We start from the raw sequence: 17,603 nt of genomic DNA on the forward strand, positions 1-17,603 counted from the left end.
GTCTGTAAAGTGGCTTTAAATATGGGCTTTTGGTACGTAGGTAGATGTAGGTAGACAAGGGTAGAAAGTGGGTTAGGCGGACGCCTTCTCCGCCATTATTTAGCATAAAATCAATATCCTATTTATCAATGTTGCCTAAATGCTGTCCGTACATCTCAGCCGCCTTTACCCCATGTTGCTCATTATTGTTAATCCAGCGAGCATATGTTTTAGCTGTAATTAACACATTAGAATGACCCATTTGCGCAGATACCCAAGCTATATTCTCACCAGCCGACAACATCATTGATGCAAAAGTGTGACGTGTTTGATACGGATTTCTGTAACGCACTCCGGCTTTTTTCAATAATGGAATCCAGAATCCTTTCCTGATTTGTTGGTCGCCAGTCCATTGTTTGCTGGTGCGCGGATTTAAGAACACTTTCCCGCCTTGTAATAGGGTATGCAGCTTTTGATTGATCAGTGCAGTCTCCACATGTGGAGGCATGTCGATTTCCCGATTGCTTGATTTTGTTTTTGTAGATTCGTCGTTCTTGGCAGCGTAAGTATGCGCCTTGTTAATCTTTATTTTCTTCCGTTTCCAGTCAATATCTGTCCATTCTAAGGCAATTAGTTCTGAAGTCCTCATCCCAGTCCAAAAAAACACAATGCACTGGTTTTTTATTGATCCTGCAGCAGCTTTGATTATTGCCGCTTGCTCTTCTGCATTAAATGGGTCAACGTATGTCTTTTCTTTTGGCGGTTCATTGCGCTTGTACGTCCATCCAAACAACGGATTAACCGGTATCAGGTCATCATGTTGAGCGTCTTGTAGGGCGGCGCGTAGTGGACTCAAGATGTTAATAATCCTCTTATTCGAGCAATCCATACTAGCCACCCAATTACGCACATCTGCACGAGTTAGCATGTGTAGCGTCATCTCACCAAATAGAGGTATCACTAGGTTGTGTATAATTTTTCTATAATCTCTTAATGTGCTTGCTTTGATCGTTGGTTCTTTATTTGCCAACCATTCTGCGAGATAAGTTCTAACGGTGTATTGTGTGGGCGAGAATTTATGAACATTCTTTGAATTCGGGAATGTCACAGAATAATCAAAAGTACCGTTCTCTATGGCCAACAAAATAGCGGCACGGTGATTAGCAGCTCGTTTTAGGTTAGAGGGAGTGGGCTGCAGCCTGATACGTTCGCGGCATTTTTGTCCTCGATAGTAGAAGCTGATGGCAATCGATGTTGCGCTACCTGCTGCGACGCCTGGATATTTGTTTCTGCCCATTTGTGATACCCGCTGATGCTGATTAAAATTCTACCATCCGGCGCTTTGGTAAATTCTTTACCGCATAACCAATCGCCACGATAAATTTTAGAGCTTATCGCTTCCGGTGTATAGCCTGTTTCCTCACAGAATTTTTTAATGGTTACGTAGTTTGCGCTAGTCATCTGTGTTGCTGTCAGTAAAAGTTTTCTCAGGGCATGTTATTTTTTAAATTAATGTAAAAATTTTGTTTCTAGCTCAAAATTACAAAGACCAATACCACCGAAACTAATACCAGAACGGCAGACAGTAAATTGATAATGGACGCCTGCCTGGAAATTCTGGCTAGATCATAAATCTCCTGATCCACCCCGCTTTTTATCTTTTCATCGATCAGCTGAGTACAGCTTTCCAGGAATTGATCTCGTGTTAATTGCACGTTACTCATGGATGCATTGATAATGGCATTGGATTTTTTGGTCGAATATTCACACCATCGATTAAAGTTTTCTTCCAATATCGCCTGGTAATTGCTTAGAAGCTCAGCATGGGCCTCTTTATTCTGTTCCAGCAATACTTCGTTGAGTGTATGCATCATCAATACCGGATCATCCTGCGACAAAACTATTCCATGCTCTGACGCTATTCTTTCAATGAGCGCATCTAATTTGTCGGCACTCATGTTAGAACTGCCGCTACATTTTCAATATTGGTAAAAAGCTGCCTGCGGATAATCGTTAACCTTTGGCGTACCATCACCGGCAAAGAACTATTTTTAAGCGCTTCATCAAAGGTAAATTTTGATTGCAGGATTTCGCTTAAATCTTTGCCGAAAGTCTCAGGCTTGTAGTGCGGAATTCGGATAATGGCTGATACTCGGGCTTTGTTATCCACATACGCTTTCATTTCCTCAAACTGCTTGCCATTCATGGTTATTTCACCCCAGTAGGGATTTAACCAGACAACAAACAATGCTTCCTTGGGGAATTGTTTAATCAGATGCACGAATCCATTGAGCGTATCCAGTAGAGCTTGACTACCCGTGATGACGGTATGTACAACCAATTCATGCCCCATATCCAAAAGCAACGCGGGGATCTGGTTGCTGATGAGATAATGTGACATCGGCACAAAGGTGCTGGCACCATTATCAATAATGACGTCATTTTCAGCTTGAGCGATGAGTTCAATCAGATCATCAAACTTTCTCGGATCAATCTCATCATTGTTCATCACATTAATTTGCTTAACATTGAGTTTTTTAAATCCATAAAAAGTGGCGTTAACCGGATCTGTATCAATGCATAATGGATTGCCGCCTTTGGCAAACTTATGTTGTGCTAGCGTGGATGATATGAACGACTTCCCTACTCCGCCCTTCCCTTGCAGAATCATATGTATTTTAGCCATCAGACCAACTCCTCTTTTTCAGTTGCAGAATTAAAACAAAATCCTTCATGACCATTACCAGCTGACTTTCCTTGATCAATGCGAGAATGCTGCTTTCTGTCCTCACCAATATGTCGATTGACCAAAGTCCTGAACCATTGATAAGAACATTTGATTTTTTCTTCCTGGTGCAAAATGTTCCAGATCTGCCGAATCGTCCAGCCATCCTTTAATGCTTGTTCAATTTCAGGTTTCAACGCGATGAATGCCGGTAAAAATTGCTTACCGGTACTTTTGTTTTTATCCGCATAAAGTGCGATTCGATCTGATAAGGATTTAGTCATCACACAATTTCCACAAAAATATTTATCTTGGCGTACAAACCGCTTTTTGTTTTTTTGTTTTCCTTTCTGTTTCTTTCTGTTTCTTTTTGTTGCTTTCAGTTTCTTTTAATTGCTTATCCTTTATTTTTGTTTCCAAGTGACTGTTATTTAGTTGAATGAAGCTTCTTTCAAGTGTTTTTATACTGTTTGAAATTATGATATAACGAAAATAAACTATTTGCAAACATCGATTATAGTGTTAGTATATTTCTTAAAACTCACATAACCGGGCAAGATATGTGGAGATGGCCATCTCCACTCAAACTTATTCGCACTTTGTGCTCAACGCTGATCTTGCTCTTCGAGGAAAACTAAAATGATTGCCAAAAAGAACCCAAAGACAATCGGGAAAAAAAGAAGAGATAAGAAGCTCAGGGTTCCTGTTTTGCCAATCGAGGAAGCTGAAATAAAGAATAAAGCAACGGATGCCGGATTAACTGTTGCCGAGTACTTGCGCAATCTGGGCCTGGGTTATCAAGTGCCCAGTATTGTTGACAGCAGACAGGTAGATAGCCTGCTAAAAATTAACGGTGATCTTGGCAGATTGGGTGGATTGATCAAACTTTGGCTTACCAACGACAAGCGTACAAAATTAATTGGCAAGTTGCAGTTGCATTTAACCTTGGACAGTATCCGGAATACGCAAAGCACGATGCTGGATGTCATTATGAAGCTTAAAAAATAATGTTCAGATTTAAAAATAACTTTCGGAATAGTCCTTTTTGACTTAAGCAGCTTAAATACGATGATCGCTAAAATCATACCCATCAAATCCGTGCGCAAAAGCAGCTATTCTGCGCTGATACAGTATCTAACCGATCCTCAAGACAAGAGTGAGCGTGTCAGTCAGATCAAGGTATCAAACTGTTATTCAGACGATCAGATAGCTGCACTCATTGAGATACAAAATACACAGGAAATGAACACTCGCGCCAAATCAGACAAAACCTGCCATTTGGTATTAAGTTTCCCTGAAAGGGAGCGTTTATCCCTTTCTGATCTGAATGCTATTGAAGAGCGGTTTTGTGATGCATTGGGTTTTAATGGTCATCAACGCATCAGCGTCGTGCACGATGACACCAATAACCTGCACATGCATATCGCAATCAACAAGATACATCCTAGAAACTTAACAATCCATAATCCCTACTATGACTACAAAAAAGTAGCCAAGCTTTGCGAGCAAATCGAACAGGAATATGGCTTAACAAAAGTTAATCATGAAACCGTGAGTGATAAAGCCTCCAGAGTGGCGCAGGAAATTGAAACCAGAACAGGCGTGGAGAGTTTACTGGGCTGGATCAAGCGAGAGTGCTTGGATGAATTGAAGCAGTCGGACAATTGGCAGGATTTACATAAGGTTCTAGCTAGACACGGCCTTGCAATTAAAGAGCGTGGCAACGGGTTTGTATTGGTCGCCAACAATGGCGTAGCTGTCAAAGCCAGCTCTATTGATCGCTCTTTATCCAAAGGGAATTTAACTCAAAGACTGGGTGCATTTGTACAGAATGATCATTCTGTACAGCCTTCACGTTCAAACACCAAACAATATCAACTAAAACCATTGCAAAACCGGATGGATACTTCAAGGCTCTATGCAAGATACCAGCAAGAGCAAGCGAATAGCGCCAGACAACGTTCAAGCCAGTGGGCAATATTGCGACAAAACAGAGATCAACTCATTGAGCGCGCCCAACGGGAAGCAAAACTCAAGCGTAACATTATTAAAAGCATCAAAGCTGGGAGATTGGCCAAAAAAGCACTGTATGCAACTGTACATCAGCAATTCAAAACAACGATAACTGCCATTAAAAGCGATTACCAGAAAGCCTATCAAAGCTCTAAAACCCGTCATCCCAGAATGGGGTGGCTGGATTGGCTCACATTTGAGGCAAAAAACGGCAATGCTGAAACATTAGGTGTTTTGCGATCCAGAAGAACCGGTCAATTTAAGGGCAACCAGGTATCGGCTAAGCAAATCCATGATGGCCCAAGCGCTAATAGTCACTTTAAGGATGGCTTGGTGGAATCGATCAGCAAAATCGGCACAGTCACCTATAAAGCAGGATCAACCACCATCCGTGATGACGGCAAACGGCTCATCGTTCTGCCGGATACATCGCAGGAAGCCTTGAGAGATATTTTGCAAGTGGCCATGAAGAAGTACGGTAGCCACCTGGCGATCAATGGAACTGAATCGTTTCGACTTGAGATCGCTGAAGTGGCCGCACAAAACCAAATGCGCGTGACATTTGATGACAAGGAACTGGAACAATACCGTCAGCAGTTAATGAAACAATACAAAGTATCCAAAGCGCAATCGGTAGGTGGAATACGATCCACACCCTCAACTCCCAGAAGGAGTCTTTAATGAATAAGAGTAGTTTTTTATCTCAAAACAATAGGAGTTCTAAGAAGGATACACTCATCATTAGGCTATTGTCCGTTGTGTGTCTTGTTGGCGGATTCCAGGTCGCAACTCAGTATTTTGCGCAACAATTCACTTATCAGCCGCAATTGGGCGCACACCTTTTTCATATTTATGAACCCTGGGCTATTCTGGTGTGGGCAGTCAAATGGTATGACCAATTTTCGGGCATCTTCGATCTGGCGGCAAGTATTGGTATTTTATTTTCCAGCATCGGTTTGATACTGGTGCTGGTCATTAAAATGGTACTGGCTAATTCATCCAGAACCAATCAGGGATTGCATGGATCGGCCCGGTGGGCGGATAAGAAGGACATTGTAGCCGCAGGACTACTGGCAACAGGCAAGAATCACAAAAGCGATGCGGTTTATGTCGGCGGATGGCGGGATAATTCCGGCAAAACCCACTATCTGAAACACAGTGGCCCGGAACATGTGTTGTGTTATGCCCCGACCCGCTCTGGCAAAGGTGTGAGTCTCGTCATACCGACCCTGCTTTCCTGGACTCAGAGTGCAGTCATTACTGATCTCAAAGGTGAGTTATGGGCACTCACTTCCGGTTGGAGAAAGCATCATGCCAAAAATAAGGTGCTGCGTTTTGATCCGGCTTCAACTAGCAGTGCGCATTGGAATCCGCTGGATGAAATCCAGATTGGCAGTGGCATGGAAGTCGCCGATGTTCAAAACCTGACCACCTTAATCGTTGATCCAGATGGTAAAGGATTACAAACCCACTGGCAAAAAACCAGCCAGGCATTGCTGGTAGGTGTCATTTTGCATGTTTTGTACAAGTCAGGGCGAGAAGGAACTCCCGCCACCTTATCCACTGTTGACTCCATGCTCTCGGATCCTGATCGCGATATCAGGGAGCTGTGGATGGAAATGGCCATGCAGGATTATCTGGATGGTAAGAGCCACCCGGTGATTGCAGCCAGTGCACGCGATATGCTGGATCGCCCGGAGGAAGAAGCGGGTTCAGTACTATCAACCACAAAATCCTATCTATCTTTGTATCGTGATCCGATCGTCGCCAACAATATCAGTGATTCCGATTTTAGAATCCGTGACCTCATGCACCATGAGCATCCTGTCAGTTTGTATATCGTGTCACACCCCAATGATAAATCGCGGTTACGTCCTTTAATCCGCATTCTGATCAATATGATCATCCGAAAGCTGGCCGATAGAATAACGTTTAAAGACGGCCAACCCAGCGCGCATTACAAACACAAGCTGCTATTAATGCTGGATGAATTCCCAAGTTTAGGCAAGCTTGAAATCTTCCAGGAATCACTCGCGTTTATCGCAGGTTATGGCATGAAAGCCTATCTGATCTGCCAGGACTTAAATCAACTCAAAAGCCGTGAAACCGGCTACGGGCATGATGAAGCCATTACTTCCAACTGTCATATCCAGACAGCATTTGCACCCAACCGGATTGAAACAGCAGAGCATTTATCCAAGCTGACCGGGCAAACCACGGTCATCAAAGAGCAGATTACCACCAGCGGCCGCAGGTCATCGATGATGCATGGACATGTGACACGTACCCTACAGGAGACGCAGCGCGCGTTATTAACGGCGGATGAATGTATGCGACTGCCCGGCCCAGTGAAAGATGCTGAAGGCAAGATTACAAAACCGGGCGACATGATTATTTATGTGGCCGGTTTCCCGGCCATTTATGGCACACAGCCTTTGTATTTCCAGGATGAGATCTTTACGGCACGGGCGCAAGTCAATCCCCCGAGCTTCAACGATAAATTAACCGGATTGTGAAAGACCTGGCACGCATGAGAATCAACTTCATGAAAAAACCCATAAAAATCCTGGCTGTTTCTGTTCTGACAATGAGCGTTAGCCTATTTGTGCTGAGTATTGGTGCACGAATCAGCGGGATTTATATCAATATCACACCCAGCTTGCCAGTGGGTTTTTACAAAATCGTTGATGAACCCATTGTAAGCGGTGCGTATGTCGCTTTCTGCCCACCGCAGAATGTGGTTTTTGATATGGCCAAGGATAGATCCTACATCAATCGAGGGGATTGCGCTGGCGGTTACGGTTTGTTGCTCAAACGTGTGTTTGCACAATCCGGAGATACGGTTTCCATCGATCAGGCAGGCATCTTTGTGAATGGTGAGCATTTACCCAACAGCGCCCAGCTAACAGCCGATGCTGAGGATCAACCATTGCCGCAATACCGGCTTAACATTGTGCTCAATGATGCTGAGTACCTGCTGCTATCCGATTTGAACCCACAATCTTTTGATGCGCGCTATTTCGGATTGATTGCGCGTGATCAGATTCAACATGTTGTATACCCTTTATTTACCTGGAGTCATTAGCCAACAGGAGTAAGCGCCATGAATAGAACGGACGATGAAACTCAATCAAAAAATCCTGACATTCAAGATCAGGTGATCAAGGAAAAACTACTCGATGCAGAAATACCAGGCTTCCAGGCTGAATTTGATCCCTTAGAAGCTGAAAGGCTGGGCGCATTCAAAGAAGACGCTTTAAGTGAGGAAGATGCGCTGGATAGCACGATCGATCATGTAGCGGAGGCCGAAGATGAAAGAAGATAAGAAAGCTTTTCATGAACAAGTCGCCGAGAATCTGATTGAGCAACTCAAAAAAGGCATTGCACCCTGGCAAAAACCCTGGAAACCCGGTGATCTGCTGGCCGCATTACCGATCAACCCAACAACGGGTAAGCGCTACCGGGGAATTAATAGCCTGAACCTGATGAGCCGTGCGCATACTGATCCGCGTTGGCTAACATACAAGCAAGCGATAAGTCTTGGCGCACAGGTGCGCAAAGGTGAAAAAAGCACGCTCGTGCAATACTGGAAATTCACCGATGAGCACATCAAAAAAGATGATATTGGGAATCCTGTACTCAATACTGAGGGACAGCCCATTAAAGAACAGGTCAGGCTTGAACGCCCCAGGGTGTTCTACGCATCCGTATTTAATGCTGAACAAGTGGATAATCTGCCAGAACTCATTTTTAAAGCCCCTGACTGGGATCCGCTGGAGCGTGCTGAGCACATATTACAAGCATCCAATGCCGTGATCCGTCATGGCGAGGCTGATCGCGCATTTTACCGGCCATCAACCGACAGTATCCACTTGCCACACAAACACCAGTTTCCAACCCCCGATCGTTACTACGCAACCGCACTGCATGAACTGGGCCACTGGACCGGTCATGAGTTGCGTTTAAACCGCGACCTCTCGCATCCATTCGGTAGTGAAGGTTACGGCCGCGAAGAATTGCGCGCCGAGATTGCCAGCATGCTGCTCAGCGGTGAGCTGGGGATTGGTCATGATCCGAGGCAGCATGTGGCGTATGTGAGTTCATGGATCAAAGCGCTGCAGGAGGATCCGGCAGAGATATTCCGTGCCGCCGCTGATGCAGAAAAAATCCAGGATTTTGTACTGGCATTCACACAACAACAGGAAATTGGAAAAGAAATTGATACGCAGGAGGCAATCAAGATGGATCAAATCAAGCAAAACACCACAGCTTATTTACTGAATCTCTCACCTGATCTGGCCACCATCGCATCCCACAATATCAAGCGGTTTAATGATCTGACACAAGCTATGTCAAAAAAGGATCAAGATGCCATCATTCTGGTAGCCGATGCACTCAAATTTACGAGGGGCGGCGGCATTGATAACTTGGAGTTTGAGGAAGTCGCAGAGGACAAACTGGGTTTTAGCATTCCGGCTGACTGGAATGGGCGCACCCAAGTGCAGGGTAACGTGATTCAAACCGATGAAAATGACATTGAGTCTATAGTATCCGCTGATTCACTGAATAGAGAGCCGCAATTTTGGGGTGTGTATATGCAGCGTGATGATCAGATCTTTCAATGGGTGAAAGACTGCGAGTCTAAACAGGAAGCGCAAGATTTAACCAATTTGCTTGCACTCATTGATGTCGCTGCAGAACAAAGTGAGCATGAAAAGGCCGCCAAGCTTGCCAACATCCATGAAAACCGCATCCGAAATGATCCAATCAGTACTGAAGTATCGATATCAGGAGCCAAGACCGAGCAAAACGATGACAATGCTTGTCAATATTTGATTGTTCCTTATCGTGATAAGGATTTAGCGAAGGCCGCTGGGGCTCGCTGGGACAAAACCGCCCGTGCCTGGTATGTCGGGTCAGAAGCAGATATTCAAACATTGCAGCGTTGGCTGCCGGGGAATGTTGCCAAGCAGCAGGAACCGGCTATCGATCCTCATAGTGAATTTGCTGATTTGCTGCGCACTCAAGGTTGCCGGGTTGATGGCAATCATCCGGTGATGGATGGCAGCACACACAGAATTAAAGTTGAAGGCGACAAGTTCGGTGAGAAATCAGGTTTTTATGTGGCACATCTGGATGGTCATCCAGCCGGATATTTTAAGAATAATCGAACCGGTATAGAGACGCGCTGGAAGGCCAAGGGGTATTCGTTAACGGATGCACAAAAAGCCGAGCTGATCGCCCAGGCAGCCATCAAGCAACAAAACAGAAAAGCCGAACAACAGACGCAGCACATCAAGGTTGCTGATGCAATTCAAGAATTGCTCGCAATCGCACCGGCAGCCGATTCCGAGCATCCTTATCTGAAAGACAAGCATGCAAGACCAGGTGACCTGAGAATTGTGCCGCAGAATGCGGATGATTTACTCCATGACTCAATCATCAGGATTGGTCAGAACTGGCAGGAAGTCAAAGCACTACGAGAAGAAAATCCAGACAGTATTGTGCTGACAGCCGGTGATTTGTTGCTAGCTGCACAAGATATCCATGGAAAAATCTGGAGCGTGCAAACGATACAGGCAAGTGGTGCAAAACTTTTTGCAGCGGGTAGTAAGAAAGAGAATAACTTTCATGTTGTTGGTGGCGAGAGTCAGGGACTCACAGCACTGGATGCTTCACCAGCCATTGTGATTGCTGAAGGTTATGCCACCGCAGACACGCTATCCCAGGCACTGGATTGTCCTGTCATCGCCGCATTCGATTCGGGGAATCTGCCCAAAGTTGCGCAGGATTTACATCATAAATACCCGCACAAGCCAATCGTCATCGCAGGCGACGATGATCATCACCTGGAATCTACCCTTAGCAAAAACCCCGGCAAAGAAAAAGCGCTTGAAGCAGCAGCATTGGTAAATGGGTCTGCGGTATTTCCGGTTTTTGCGCCGGGTGAGCAGGACTCAAAGAAATTAAATGATTTTAATGATCTCGCCAATAAAAGCTCACTTGGTATTGAAGCCGTCAAACGACAAGTTGGATCGGTTGTTGAAAAAATATCTCAGCAGGCTAAACAGCACAGCTTATTGAGGTTACAAGCCCCTATTGAACCTGAGCGGCAGGAAATCAAGCAAAAACGGGCATTGGCCAGGTAATCTTTTAAGGAGACTACAAGATGCGCGATACTATGCTGAAGATTCCAGGAATCCCATCCAATTCTGATGAAGGTGATCTTTATGAAAAAATTGAAACTCGTCCCGGTACTACCGAAAAGCAAAAGGAAGCAGGGCGAGGTGCCTATACAGAACTGCTTGAAGCTCATGCTCGATGGGCAGGTGGCACCTTATTGGGTTGCGATTTCCCAAAAGATTTCAAAGAAAAAGGAGGAACCTCTTTTCTGAATCAGCCCATCAAGTCAGGCCATGATCTGGCAATAATGGCGCAAATACTGCGCGATCCGCGTTATGAGACGCTGAGAATCTTCTATACCCGTATGAATCGCATCGTTCATCATACTGCTGTGAGTTCCAGATTACCGGGCGCAGTCTATTTGGAAAAGATTGGACATGCCAAACACGATCTGGGTGTTTTGGTAGAAAAGACCAGGCGACATGTTAAAGCAGATGGTTACTGGTTATTACACAACCATCCATCGGGTAATGCTACGCCATCAAGTCAGGATATCAGGCTCACAGAGATACTGGCATCAACTGTTCCGAGTTTCAAAGGCCATGTGGTTATCAATACCAGTCAATACAGTGTCATTGATAAAGACGGTCATGTCGATTTTGTGGATTGGATGGGTGACCAAGCAGGAGGTTATCAGAATAATCATTATAAAAGTCATGAGCTGCTTTTGGAGAAAATAGCCTCACCGGAGGATCTGGCAAAGATAGGCCATGCCTTAAAAAAACGGGATCAGTTTTTTAACTTGATAGGTATCAGTGCAACAGGTTTTGTATTATCGTTAAGTGAGTTACCTCTATGTGTACTGAATCGTCCTCAAAATCTGCTTTTGGCACGACTACAAAATTTTGCACGCAATTCTGGCGTCAATACGGTATTTGCCATTACGAAAGCTAATGATTACAGACACCCGGTATTATCTAAAGCCTGTGAAGTTGGCATACTAAAAGATGTGCTAACCGTAGAGGGCTCTGATTATCGTTCATTGCGAGAAGAAGGGTTATTTGCGTCAACGCCCGGTGAAATAAGCGCGATTTTTAGGAAGCCCAGAACATTTGTGAAGGAAGATGGCGGATTGAGCAAACGCAACAGTCGTACACGCTGACAGTTATTCGGTATTTAATTTCTATTTAGGTGTTTAGTCCCACGGTGTGCTGGAATGGGTGACCTTGCCCTGTAAAAACGTATTTCATTTCTTAACTGAGATTACAATACAAATTAAGGATACGAAGAAATGACAGCAGAAAAAGTTAAGAGAGCATCGTATACACTGGAATACAAATTAGAAGCAGTTCGATTGGTTCAGAGCGGTCAATCTTGCGCGGCGACAGCCAAAGTGCTGGGGATTCCCAGCCAGACATTAGAGAATTTGGTTCGACAGGCAACAAAAGGACAGTTGACGGGTGCAGGAGCCAAACCGGTGAGCGCAGGTGTTTTCATGGAAAGCTCCTTGAATCCAATTGTATGCTCATCCGAATCCCCGTCCTTCGCCCGCTTCCTCATATGTCACGCCGTCACGGATGTGGTAGATGCGTTTAAAGGTGGGAATGATCTTCTCGTCATGGGTGACGACGATGATCGCGGTTTCGAACTTGCGTGCCATGTCATTGAGAATGCAGATGACGGCCATAGCGCGCTTACTATCGAGTGGCGCCGTCGGCTCATCGGCCAGGATCACGGGTGGATGGTTAACCAATCCGCGAGCAATGGCGACTCGCTGTTGTTCACCACCAGAAAGCTGTGATGGCATGGCGCGGGCCCGGTGTTGCACGTCCAGAGCGGTAAGCAGTTCAAGCGCTTTCGAGCGTGCTTCACCATTGGGGATGCCGGCCAACATTGGTAGCAATGCGACGTTGTCGGTGACATCGAGGAATGGAATCAGGTATGGCGCCTGGAACACGAATCCGATCTTGTCGCGCCGCAAGGCCCGCAGATCACGCACATTCCAGGCATTGTCATAGATGACCTCGTTGCCCAGGATCATGCGGCCGGCGGTGGGGTCGATTACGGCACCCAGGCATTTGAGCAAGGTGCTCTTGCCAGATCCAGATGGTCCGATGAGCCCCACGACCTCGCCTGGCGCCACCTGCATATCGACATCTTTCAGGGCATCGAATGCGGTATCGCCCTCGCCATAGCGTTTCTTCAGACCTTCAATGCGGATGCCTTTATCGCTCATCTCAACCTCCAATGGCTTCGCCCGGATCGACCTTGAGCGCCATACGAATGGCAACGATGCTCGCCAGAACGCAGATCGTAAGCACGGCGAGGAAGCCCGTGATTGAGTCGAGTGGCATCAACAGTACGTACTTGGGGAAAAGCGGCGCTGCAAATGTTGCAGTGATCTTGCCTACCACGAAGCCGATCAGCCCCAGCGCAACGGCTTGCTGCATGATCATCGCGGCGATGGTTCGGTTGCGAGTGCCGATGAGCTTTAGGACCGCGATCTCACGGATTTTGTCCATCGTCAGTGTATAGATGATGAAGGCGACGATAGACGCGCTAACAATAGCCAGGATCACCAGAAACAAGCCGATCTGCTCAGCCGATGTGGCGATCAGTTTGCCGACAAGAATTTCTTCCATCTGCGATCGGGTGTATACCGTCAGGTGCTTCCAGCGGCGGATGGATTCGGCTACCTCATCTGGCGTATGATCAGGTTTCAGCGTGACCAGCACGGCATTTACAAACGGATTGCTGCTTTGTGAATCGATCACGGCATCTAGCAGGCCCGGCACATCGGGTCGGTTGAGCGCCAGATTGGCCTCTGTACGACGGCGGCTTTGCCAAATGGCATCGTTGTCCTTGAGGAACTGCGCCCCCTGAGCGTCCTTGAGCGGGATGAATATCATCGGGTCACCGCTGGAGGACACCATGCGCCGGGTTAGCCCCACGACGGTGTAATGATTACGGCGGATGGTAAGACGATCCCCAAGGCTGAAACCTGTGGTGATGTCCGCCACCACCTCGTAGTGACCCCGCGTGATCTGACGGCCTGCCACGAGATAAGGCGGCCATCCGGGTGTAGCATCCACCTTGCCGGGGGCGATGCCAACCACCATGGCACGTACATCGCTCTCATCTTTACGAATCTGCATGGTCAGGTACGTCACATTAGCTGCTTGAGCGATTCCCGGCATGGCGAGAATGCTGCGATACACATCATCGTTGAGGTTGGACGACTCCGCATAAGGGCCCAAGGTGTCCTTTTGCACCACCCAAAGATCGGCGCCGCTGTTGTCGAGTAGCGCCTTGCCGTCGTCCACCATGCCCCTGTACACCCCGGCCATGATCAAGGTCACACCGATCAGGAGGCCCAGGCCAACACCGGTGAAGACGAACTTTCCCCAGGCATGGAGAATGTCGCGACCGGCCAAGCTAATCATCGTGAAACCTCCGGGATGTGCTCAACCACGTGGATTCGGCTGCGTGCGGTGAGCGTCTTTTCACTGTACATCACGACTTGGTCACCGTTCTTGAGCCCTTCACGCACCTGCACACGACCATCGAGGTCAGAGGCCCCGAGCTTGACCGGAGTGAAGCGCAGATCGCCATCTGCGATCTGCCAGACACCTAGTTTGTCACCCTCACGCCGGAAGGCAGCGTTGAGAATCACAGGAGCGACAGGAAGTGTCGGCAAATCGACTGTAACTTCCGCCAATTCGCCCACTGGCGGCAAGAGCTCTGGTTGGTTATCGAAGATCACCTTGGCCAGCGTTTCTTCGGTAACCGCATCCGCCTTCGGCTCCACACGCAGCACACGGCCTTTCAACGTTTGGCCACTACGCGAACGCAACACGATGTTCGCAGATAGATCCGCTGCGAGCCCCGATGCACGGATCTGGTCGAAGCGCACATTGATCCAAAGATTCTTGGGGTCGATCATTTCCACCACAGCTTGGCCTGCAACGATAGTCGTACCAGGTTCGGCATCACGTACAGTAACTACACCATTGACCGACGCTATCAGGCGCAGATTGCTTCGCTACGCCATCAATGCCTCGCGATCAGACCGGGCGCGGGCAAGATCTTCCCGCGCAGCAGATAGAGTGGCATCAGCGATTTGCAGTTCTTGCCGCTTGGTGATGACGATTTCTTCGCTGGTTGCGCGCACGGTAAACAGTTGCTCATAGCGACGTGCCTGAGTTTGGGAATAGGCTTGCCGTGCTTCCGCCTCGCGTAACACCGCTTCCGTACGCTTGAGTACCGACTCCTGTGAGCGAATGCGATCATCAAGATCGACCGGATCCATCTCGCCGAGCACTTGCCCAGACTTCACCCGATCACCCACATCCACATTCAAACGTTTCACGCGCCCGGCAACCGTTGGACCGATCTTGTATGTGTAGCGCGCCTCGACCGTGCCGATGCCAAACAGAGATGGTGTGATTGCCTGCGATTCCACTGTTGCAACGGTTATAGCTACTGGTGCCAGTGGTCCGGATCGCAGCGCGACATAAATAAAAAGCGCGATTAGCGGAATGATGACAGCAAGTAGAGCCAAGGTACGGCTTTGCAAAGGCGTATTTTTCATTGAGCGCTCTCGATACCACGCCGATAAATTGCAAATACCCGTGGTGCATCGCGGCGCATGCGTTCCACGTCGCCGACCAGCAGCGACTGCATTACCAAGCCTTGGATCGTGCCAATGAACAGCATGGCCGCCGCTTCAGTATCAAGTGCGGGAGACATCTCGCCGCTCGCCTTGCCCTTCTCGATAAATCGATACAAACGCTCCCCGTAACGTTGAATTAAGGTCTGCACCATTCGCTTGGCCGGAGTTGATTCCGAACGCTGAAGTTCACCAAACATCATCCTTGGAACTCCGGGGTGCTCAGCCACGAACTCAATATGGCTCATAAATATGGCCTCCATGGCTGTCAATGGTGATTTGATTCCATGCGCAGAATGGTCTATACGGGCCAAGAGACGCTCCGCCACCCATTCCATGACCGCCTGCCAGATCGCCTCTTTGGTTGAAAAATGTCGAAACAAGGCCCCCTGGGTCAGGTTCATGTGCTTGGCGATAGCCGCGGTTGTGATCTCGCTTGGGTTTTGCAAACCCGCCAGCTCAACCACTGCTTCAACGGTCACGGCCCTTCGTTCGCCGGCTGGAAGATGCTTTGAATGAGTATCCAAGGTTGTCTCACAGAATATAGTAATTGATTACTATCTTATCACGAAAAATAAAAACCGCAAGAAGTACTTACTTGGCTCGAATATTGTTGAATCGATATCCATACTTTCCTTGGCCAAACTTTTCCTCAATCGGAATGCGCTCGCGATATTCCTGTCGATGTTGTACTTTCAGGCGCATCAATTCATCTTTGTTTTCAGGTGTAATCTTTGGTGGACGTCCCAGTGGTTTGCCTGAGAAGCGTATATGATTGCGTTCCAGATAGCTGCGATTATCACGGGAGCCATAAGCCATATAGCGTGTCAGCAATGACGCCTTCAGGATAATAGCCGTAACGCTTTTTGTAGGCCTCAACTTGCGCTTCAAGGTCATGGCCTTCATGTTGCGCGTCCCAGTGCAGCTTGTCGACATGCGCCAACCCTTCGCCAGTCAGACTCACGCTTATTTTGGCGCCAAATTCCACGGTCTTGCCTTGCTTTCCCCTGATAATGGGCCGAAGATACGGCTGACTGATACTGACAATGCGATCATCGCAACGTCTGGTGTTGGTTTTGTACATCTCATATTGTTGTTGGTATAGATGGGGCAATACCCAGTAGCGGCGTAACAACCCATTGTGTAACGATATGGGCGTGCCAAGCGGATATTCCGTCAGCATTTCTTCAATATGCTTTAAATTCCGCTGCAAAAACTGCAATTGCTGTCTGATACCGGCACGGCGTTTTCTGTTGGATGGCCGTCTCAGCTTGACCAAGCTGAGGTAGGCTTTCCTGGCAATTTCGCGATAAGTGCGCGGCTTCTTTTTCTGTGTCCGGTTACTATTGGCATGAAGCTCATCAATGATGCACTCACTCAATTCACGTGCTTCGTTCAGCAGTCCAAGATCTGTCGGATAACAACCCTATATAGGATTATTCTATTTTATGCCTATGAACTATTTTCAGTTTGATACTTTTTGCGGATGATTAAAGGCTTTAAGTTGCGCCTTATCATGCAATTTTGGCGGATTTTCCTGTGCTTCCTCTTTTAACTAAAAATAGTATAGAGACATATTCTCTTTTAATATCCTGCTATCCTAATCGTTTAATATTAAAATATTACGTTATTTTACTATCCAATCATAATTGCTTAAGGGTCTTAGGAAGTTAAGCACTTACGAAAGTGTGTTAACTTGCTGAGATGAATGTTAAAAACAGATACTATTTTCGTTCTCGAATTAGAGAAGCTAAATTCAGGCAACTTATTCGCTGCTTTGCTCTGGATTTCACTGCTACAAGCACTGCGCTGTCATCAACCGAATCTGTTTGGAACAGATTTGTTGATGCAGCTTGATCCCGGTGATCCATTGTTGAAGCTTGCATCAACGATACCGTGGCAAGAGTTTGAGGAATCATTTTCCATTCATTACACAGCAGCGACAGGAGCACCGAGTAAGCCGATCCGGTTGCTGGTTGGGTTATTGATCCTGAAGCAATTAGAGAATTTGAGTGACGAATCGATAGTATTGCAGTGGAAGCGGAATCCTTATTACCAGGCTTTTTGCGGCATGAAAGAGTTCCAGCAGAAGTT

General features: G+C 47.0%; 17 protein-coding genes and 2 pseudogenes. 9 read left to right on the top strand and 10 right to left on the bottom strand.

Going from position 1 to position 17,603, the window contains the following annotated elements; translation table 11 throughout:
• Positions 1-118 precede the first annotated feature (118 nt).
• From C8R30_RS14325 to C8R30_RS14345, 4 genes are all read right to left on the bottom strand, one after another.
• A complete protein-coding gene (locus tag C8R30_RS14325) occupies positions 119-1,276 on the bottom strand; it encodes a site-specific integrase (RefSeq protein ID WP_107790433.1) in 1,158 nt (385 codons plus the stop codon).
• Between the two features lie 232 nt (positions 1,277-1,508).
• Entirely contained in the window at positions 1,509-1,937 is a 429-nt protein-coding gene (locus C8R30_RS14335) for a conjugal transfer protein TraM (protein WP_107790434.1), read from the bottom strand.
• On the bottom strand, positions 1,934-2,665 hold the full coding sequence (locus tag C8R30_RS14340) for a nucleotide-binding protein (protein ID WP_107790435.1): 732 nt from the start codon (positions 2,663-2,665) through the stop codon (positions 1,934-1,936). Before C8R30_RS14340 ends, C8R30_RS14335 begins: the two co-directional genes overlap by 4 nt.
• Complete coding sequence (locus C8R30_RS14345; RefSeq protein WP_107790436.1) at positions 2,665-2,988, bottom strand: TraK family protein; 324 nt, start codon at positions 2,986-2,988, stop codon at positions 2,665-2,667. The genes C8R30_RS14340 and C8R30_RS14345 overlap by 1 nt, the downstream gene beginning before the upstream one ends.
• Before the next feature lie 355 nt (positions 2,989-3,343).
• On the opposite strand from C8R30_RS14345, the gene traJ reads away from it, so the two are divergent.
• The 8 genes and pseudogenes from traJ to C8R30_RS16495 all read left to right on the top strand — a co-directional run.
• Positions 3,344-3,712: a conjugal transfer transcriptional regulator TraJ gene (gene traJ / locus C8R30_RS14350; protein ID WP_107790437.1), complete on the top strand. Its 369-nt coding sequence runs from the start codon at positions 3,344-3,346 to the stop codon at positions 3,710-3,712.
• Positions 3,713-3,772: 60 nt separating this feature from the next.
• Positions 3,773-5,398, top strand: a complete 1,626-nt coding sequence (traI, locus tag C8R30_RS14355) for a TraI/MobA(P) family conjugative relaxase (RefSeq protein ID WP_107790438.1) — start codon at positions 3,773-3,775, stop codon at positions 5,396-5,398.
• Positions 5,398-7,233 carry a type IV secretory system conjugative DNA transfer family protein gene (locus C8R30_RS14360; RefSeq protein ID WP_107790439.1) on the top strand — a complete coding sequence of 612 codons (1,836 nt, stop codon included), beginning with the start codon at positions 5,398-5,400 and terminating at the stop codon, positions 7,231-7,233. Before traI ends, C8R30_RS14360 begins: the two co-directional genes overlap by 1 nt.
• Before the next feature lie 29 nt (positions 7,234-7,262).
• The gene (traF, locus tag C8R30_RS14365) at positions 7,263-7,802 is read left to right on the top strand and encodes a conjugative transfer signal peptidase TraF (RefSeq protein ID WP_107790440.1); all 540 of its coding nucleotides are present in this window, start codon (positions 7,263-7,265) and stop codon (positions 7,800-7,802) included.
• An 18-nt stretch (positions 7,803-7,820) separates the two neighbouring features.
• Positions 7,821-8,042 (top strand): conjugal transfer protein TraD, encoded by a 222-nt coding sequence (locus C8R30_RS14370; RefSeq protein ID WP_107790441.1) that lies wholly within the window; start codon positions 7,821-7,823, stop codon positions 8,040-8,042.
• On the top strand, positions 8,029-10,866 hold the full coding sequence (locus C8R30_RS14375; RefSeq protein WP_107790442.1) for a zincin-like metallopeptidase domain-containing protein: 2,838 nt from the start codon (positions 8,029-8,031) through the stop codon (positions 10,864-10,866). The genes C8R30_RS14370 and C8R30_RS14375 overlap by 14 nt, the downstream gene beginning before the upstream one ends.
• Before the next feature lie 20 nt (positions 10,867-10,886).
• The gene (locus tag C8R30_RS14380) at positions 10,887-12,002 is read left to right on the top strand and encodes a JAB domain-containing protein (protein ID WP_107790443.1); all 1,116 of its coding nucleotides are present in this window, start codon (positions 10,887-10,889) and stop codon (positions 12,000-12,002) included.
• 129 nt (positions 12,003-12,131) lie between these two features.
• Positions 12,132-12,323 (top strand): annotated as a pseudogene (locus tag C8R30_RS16495) (transposase); the annotation flags it as partial.
• 42 nt (positions 12,324-12,365) lie between these two features.
• Here C8R30_RS16495 and C8R30_RS14390 read toward each other — a convergent pair.
• The 6 genes and pseudogenes from C8R30_RS14390 to C8R30_RS14410 form a co-directional block, all read right to left on the bottom strand.
• On the bottom strand, positions 12,366-13,076 hold the full coding sequence (locus C8R30_RS14390) for an ABC transporter ATP-binding protein (RefSeq protein ID WP_107790444.1): 711 nt from the start codon (positions 13,074-13,076) through the stop codon (positions 12,366-12,368).
• A 1-nt stretch (position 13,077) separates the two neighbouring features.
• A complete protein-coding gene (locus C8R30_RS14395) occupies positions 13,078-14,283 on the bottom strand; it encodes an ABC transporter permease (RefSeq protein ID WP_107790445.1) in 1,206 nt (401 codons plus the stop codon).
• Positions 14,280-14,783 (bottom strand): efflux RND transporter periplasmic adaptor subunit, encoded by a 504-nt coding sequence (locus C8R30_RS16765; protein ID WP_476703509.1) that lies wholly within the window; start codon positions 14,781-14,783, stop codon positions 14,280-14,282. Before C8R30_RS16765 ends, C8R30_RS14395 begins: the two co-directional genes overlap by 4 nt.
• 99 nt (positions 14,784-14,882) lie before the next feature.
• A complete protein-coding gene (locus C8R30_RS16770; RefSeq protein WP_258192063.1) occupies positions 14,883-15,431 on the bottom strand; it encodes an efflux RND transporter periplasmic adaptor subunit in 549 nt (182 codons plus the stop codon).
• Positions 15,428-15,991, bottom strand: coding sequence for a TetR/AcrR family transcriptional regulator (locus tag C8R30_RS14405; RefSeq protein ID WP_258192064.1), 564 nt, complete (start codon positions 15,989-15,991; stop codon positions 15,428-15,430). Before C8R30_RS14405 ends, C8R30_RS16770 begins: the two co-directional genes overlap by 4 nt.
• 115 nt (positions 15,992-16,106) lie before the next feature.
• A pseudogene (locus C8R30_RS14410) lies at positions 16,107-16,929 on the bottom strand (transposase); the annotation flags it as partial.
• Positions 16,930-17,217: 288 nt separating this feature from the next.
• Between C8R30_RS14410 and C8R30_RS14420 the strand changes: the two are divergent.
• On the top strand, positions 17,218-17,603 hold a 386-nt coding region (locus tag C8R30_RS14420), incomplete at its 3' end, for a transposase (protein WP_420812416.1).

Source organism: Nitrosomonas nitrosa (assembly GCF_003051105.1).
Lineage (GTDB): Bacteria > Pseudomonadota > Gammaproteobacteria > Burkholderiales > Nitrosomonadaceae > Nitrosomonas > Nitrosomonas nitrosa.

Coding starts and splice junctions, on each gene's coding strand:
- C8R30_RS14325 (WP_107790433.1), bottom strand. CDS start 1,276: ATGGGCAGAAACAAATATCCAGGCGTCGCAGCAGGTAGCGCAACATCG.
- C8R30_RS14335 (WP_107790434.1), bottom strand. CDS start 1,937: ATGAGTGCCGACAAATTAGATGCGCTCATTGAAAGAATAGCGTCAGAG.
- C8R30_RS14340 (WP_107790435.1), bottom strand. CDS start 2,665: ATGGCTAAAATACATATGATTCTGCAAGGGAAGGGCGGAGTAGGGAAG.
- C8R30_RS14345 (WP_107790436.1), bottom strand. CDS start 2,988: ATGACTAAATCCTTATCAGATCGAATCGCACTTTATGCGGATAAAAAC.
- traJ (WP_107790437.1), top strand. CDS start 3,344: ATGATTGCCAAAAAGAACCCAAAGACAATCGGGAAAAAAAGAAGAGAT.
- traI (WP_107790438.1), top strand. CDS start 3,773: ATGATCGCTAAAATCATACCCATCAAATCCGTGCGCAAAAGCAGCTAT.
- C8R30_RS14360 (WP_107790439.1), top strand. CDS start 5,398: ATGAATAAGAGTAGTTTTTTATCTCAAAACAATAGGAGTTCTAAGAAG.
- traF (WP_107790440.1), top strand. CDS start 7,263: ATGAAAAAACCCATAAAAATCCTGGCTGTTTCTGTTCTGACAATGAGC.
- C8R30_RS14370 (WP_107790441.1), top strand. CDS start 7,821: ATGAATAGAACGGACGATGAAACTCAATCAAAAAATCCTGACATTCAA.
- C8R30_RS14375 (WP_107790442.1), top strand. CDS start 8,029: ATGAAAGAAGATAAGAAAGCTTTTCATGAACAAGTCGCCGAGAATCTG.
- C8R30_RS14380 (WP_107790443.1), top strand. CDS start 10,887: ATGCGCGATACTATGCTGAAGATTCCAGGAATCCCATCCAATTCTGAT.
- C8R30_RS14390 (WP_107790444.1), bottom strand. CDS start 13,076: ATGAGCGATAAAGGCATCCGCATTGAAGGTCTGAAGAAACGCTATGGC.
- C8R30_RS14395 (WP_107790445.1), bottom strand. CDS start 14,283: ATGATTAGCTTGGCCGGTCGCGACATTCTCCATGCCTGGGGAAAGTTC.
- C8R30_RS16765 (WP_476703509.1), bottom strand. CDS start 14,783: ATGATCGACCCCAAGAATCTTTGGATCAATGTGCGCTTCGACCAGATC.
- C8R30_RS16770 (WP_258192063.1), bottom strand. CDS start 15,431: ATGAAAAATACGCCTTTGCAAAGCCGTACCTTGGCTCTACTTGCTGTC.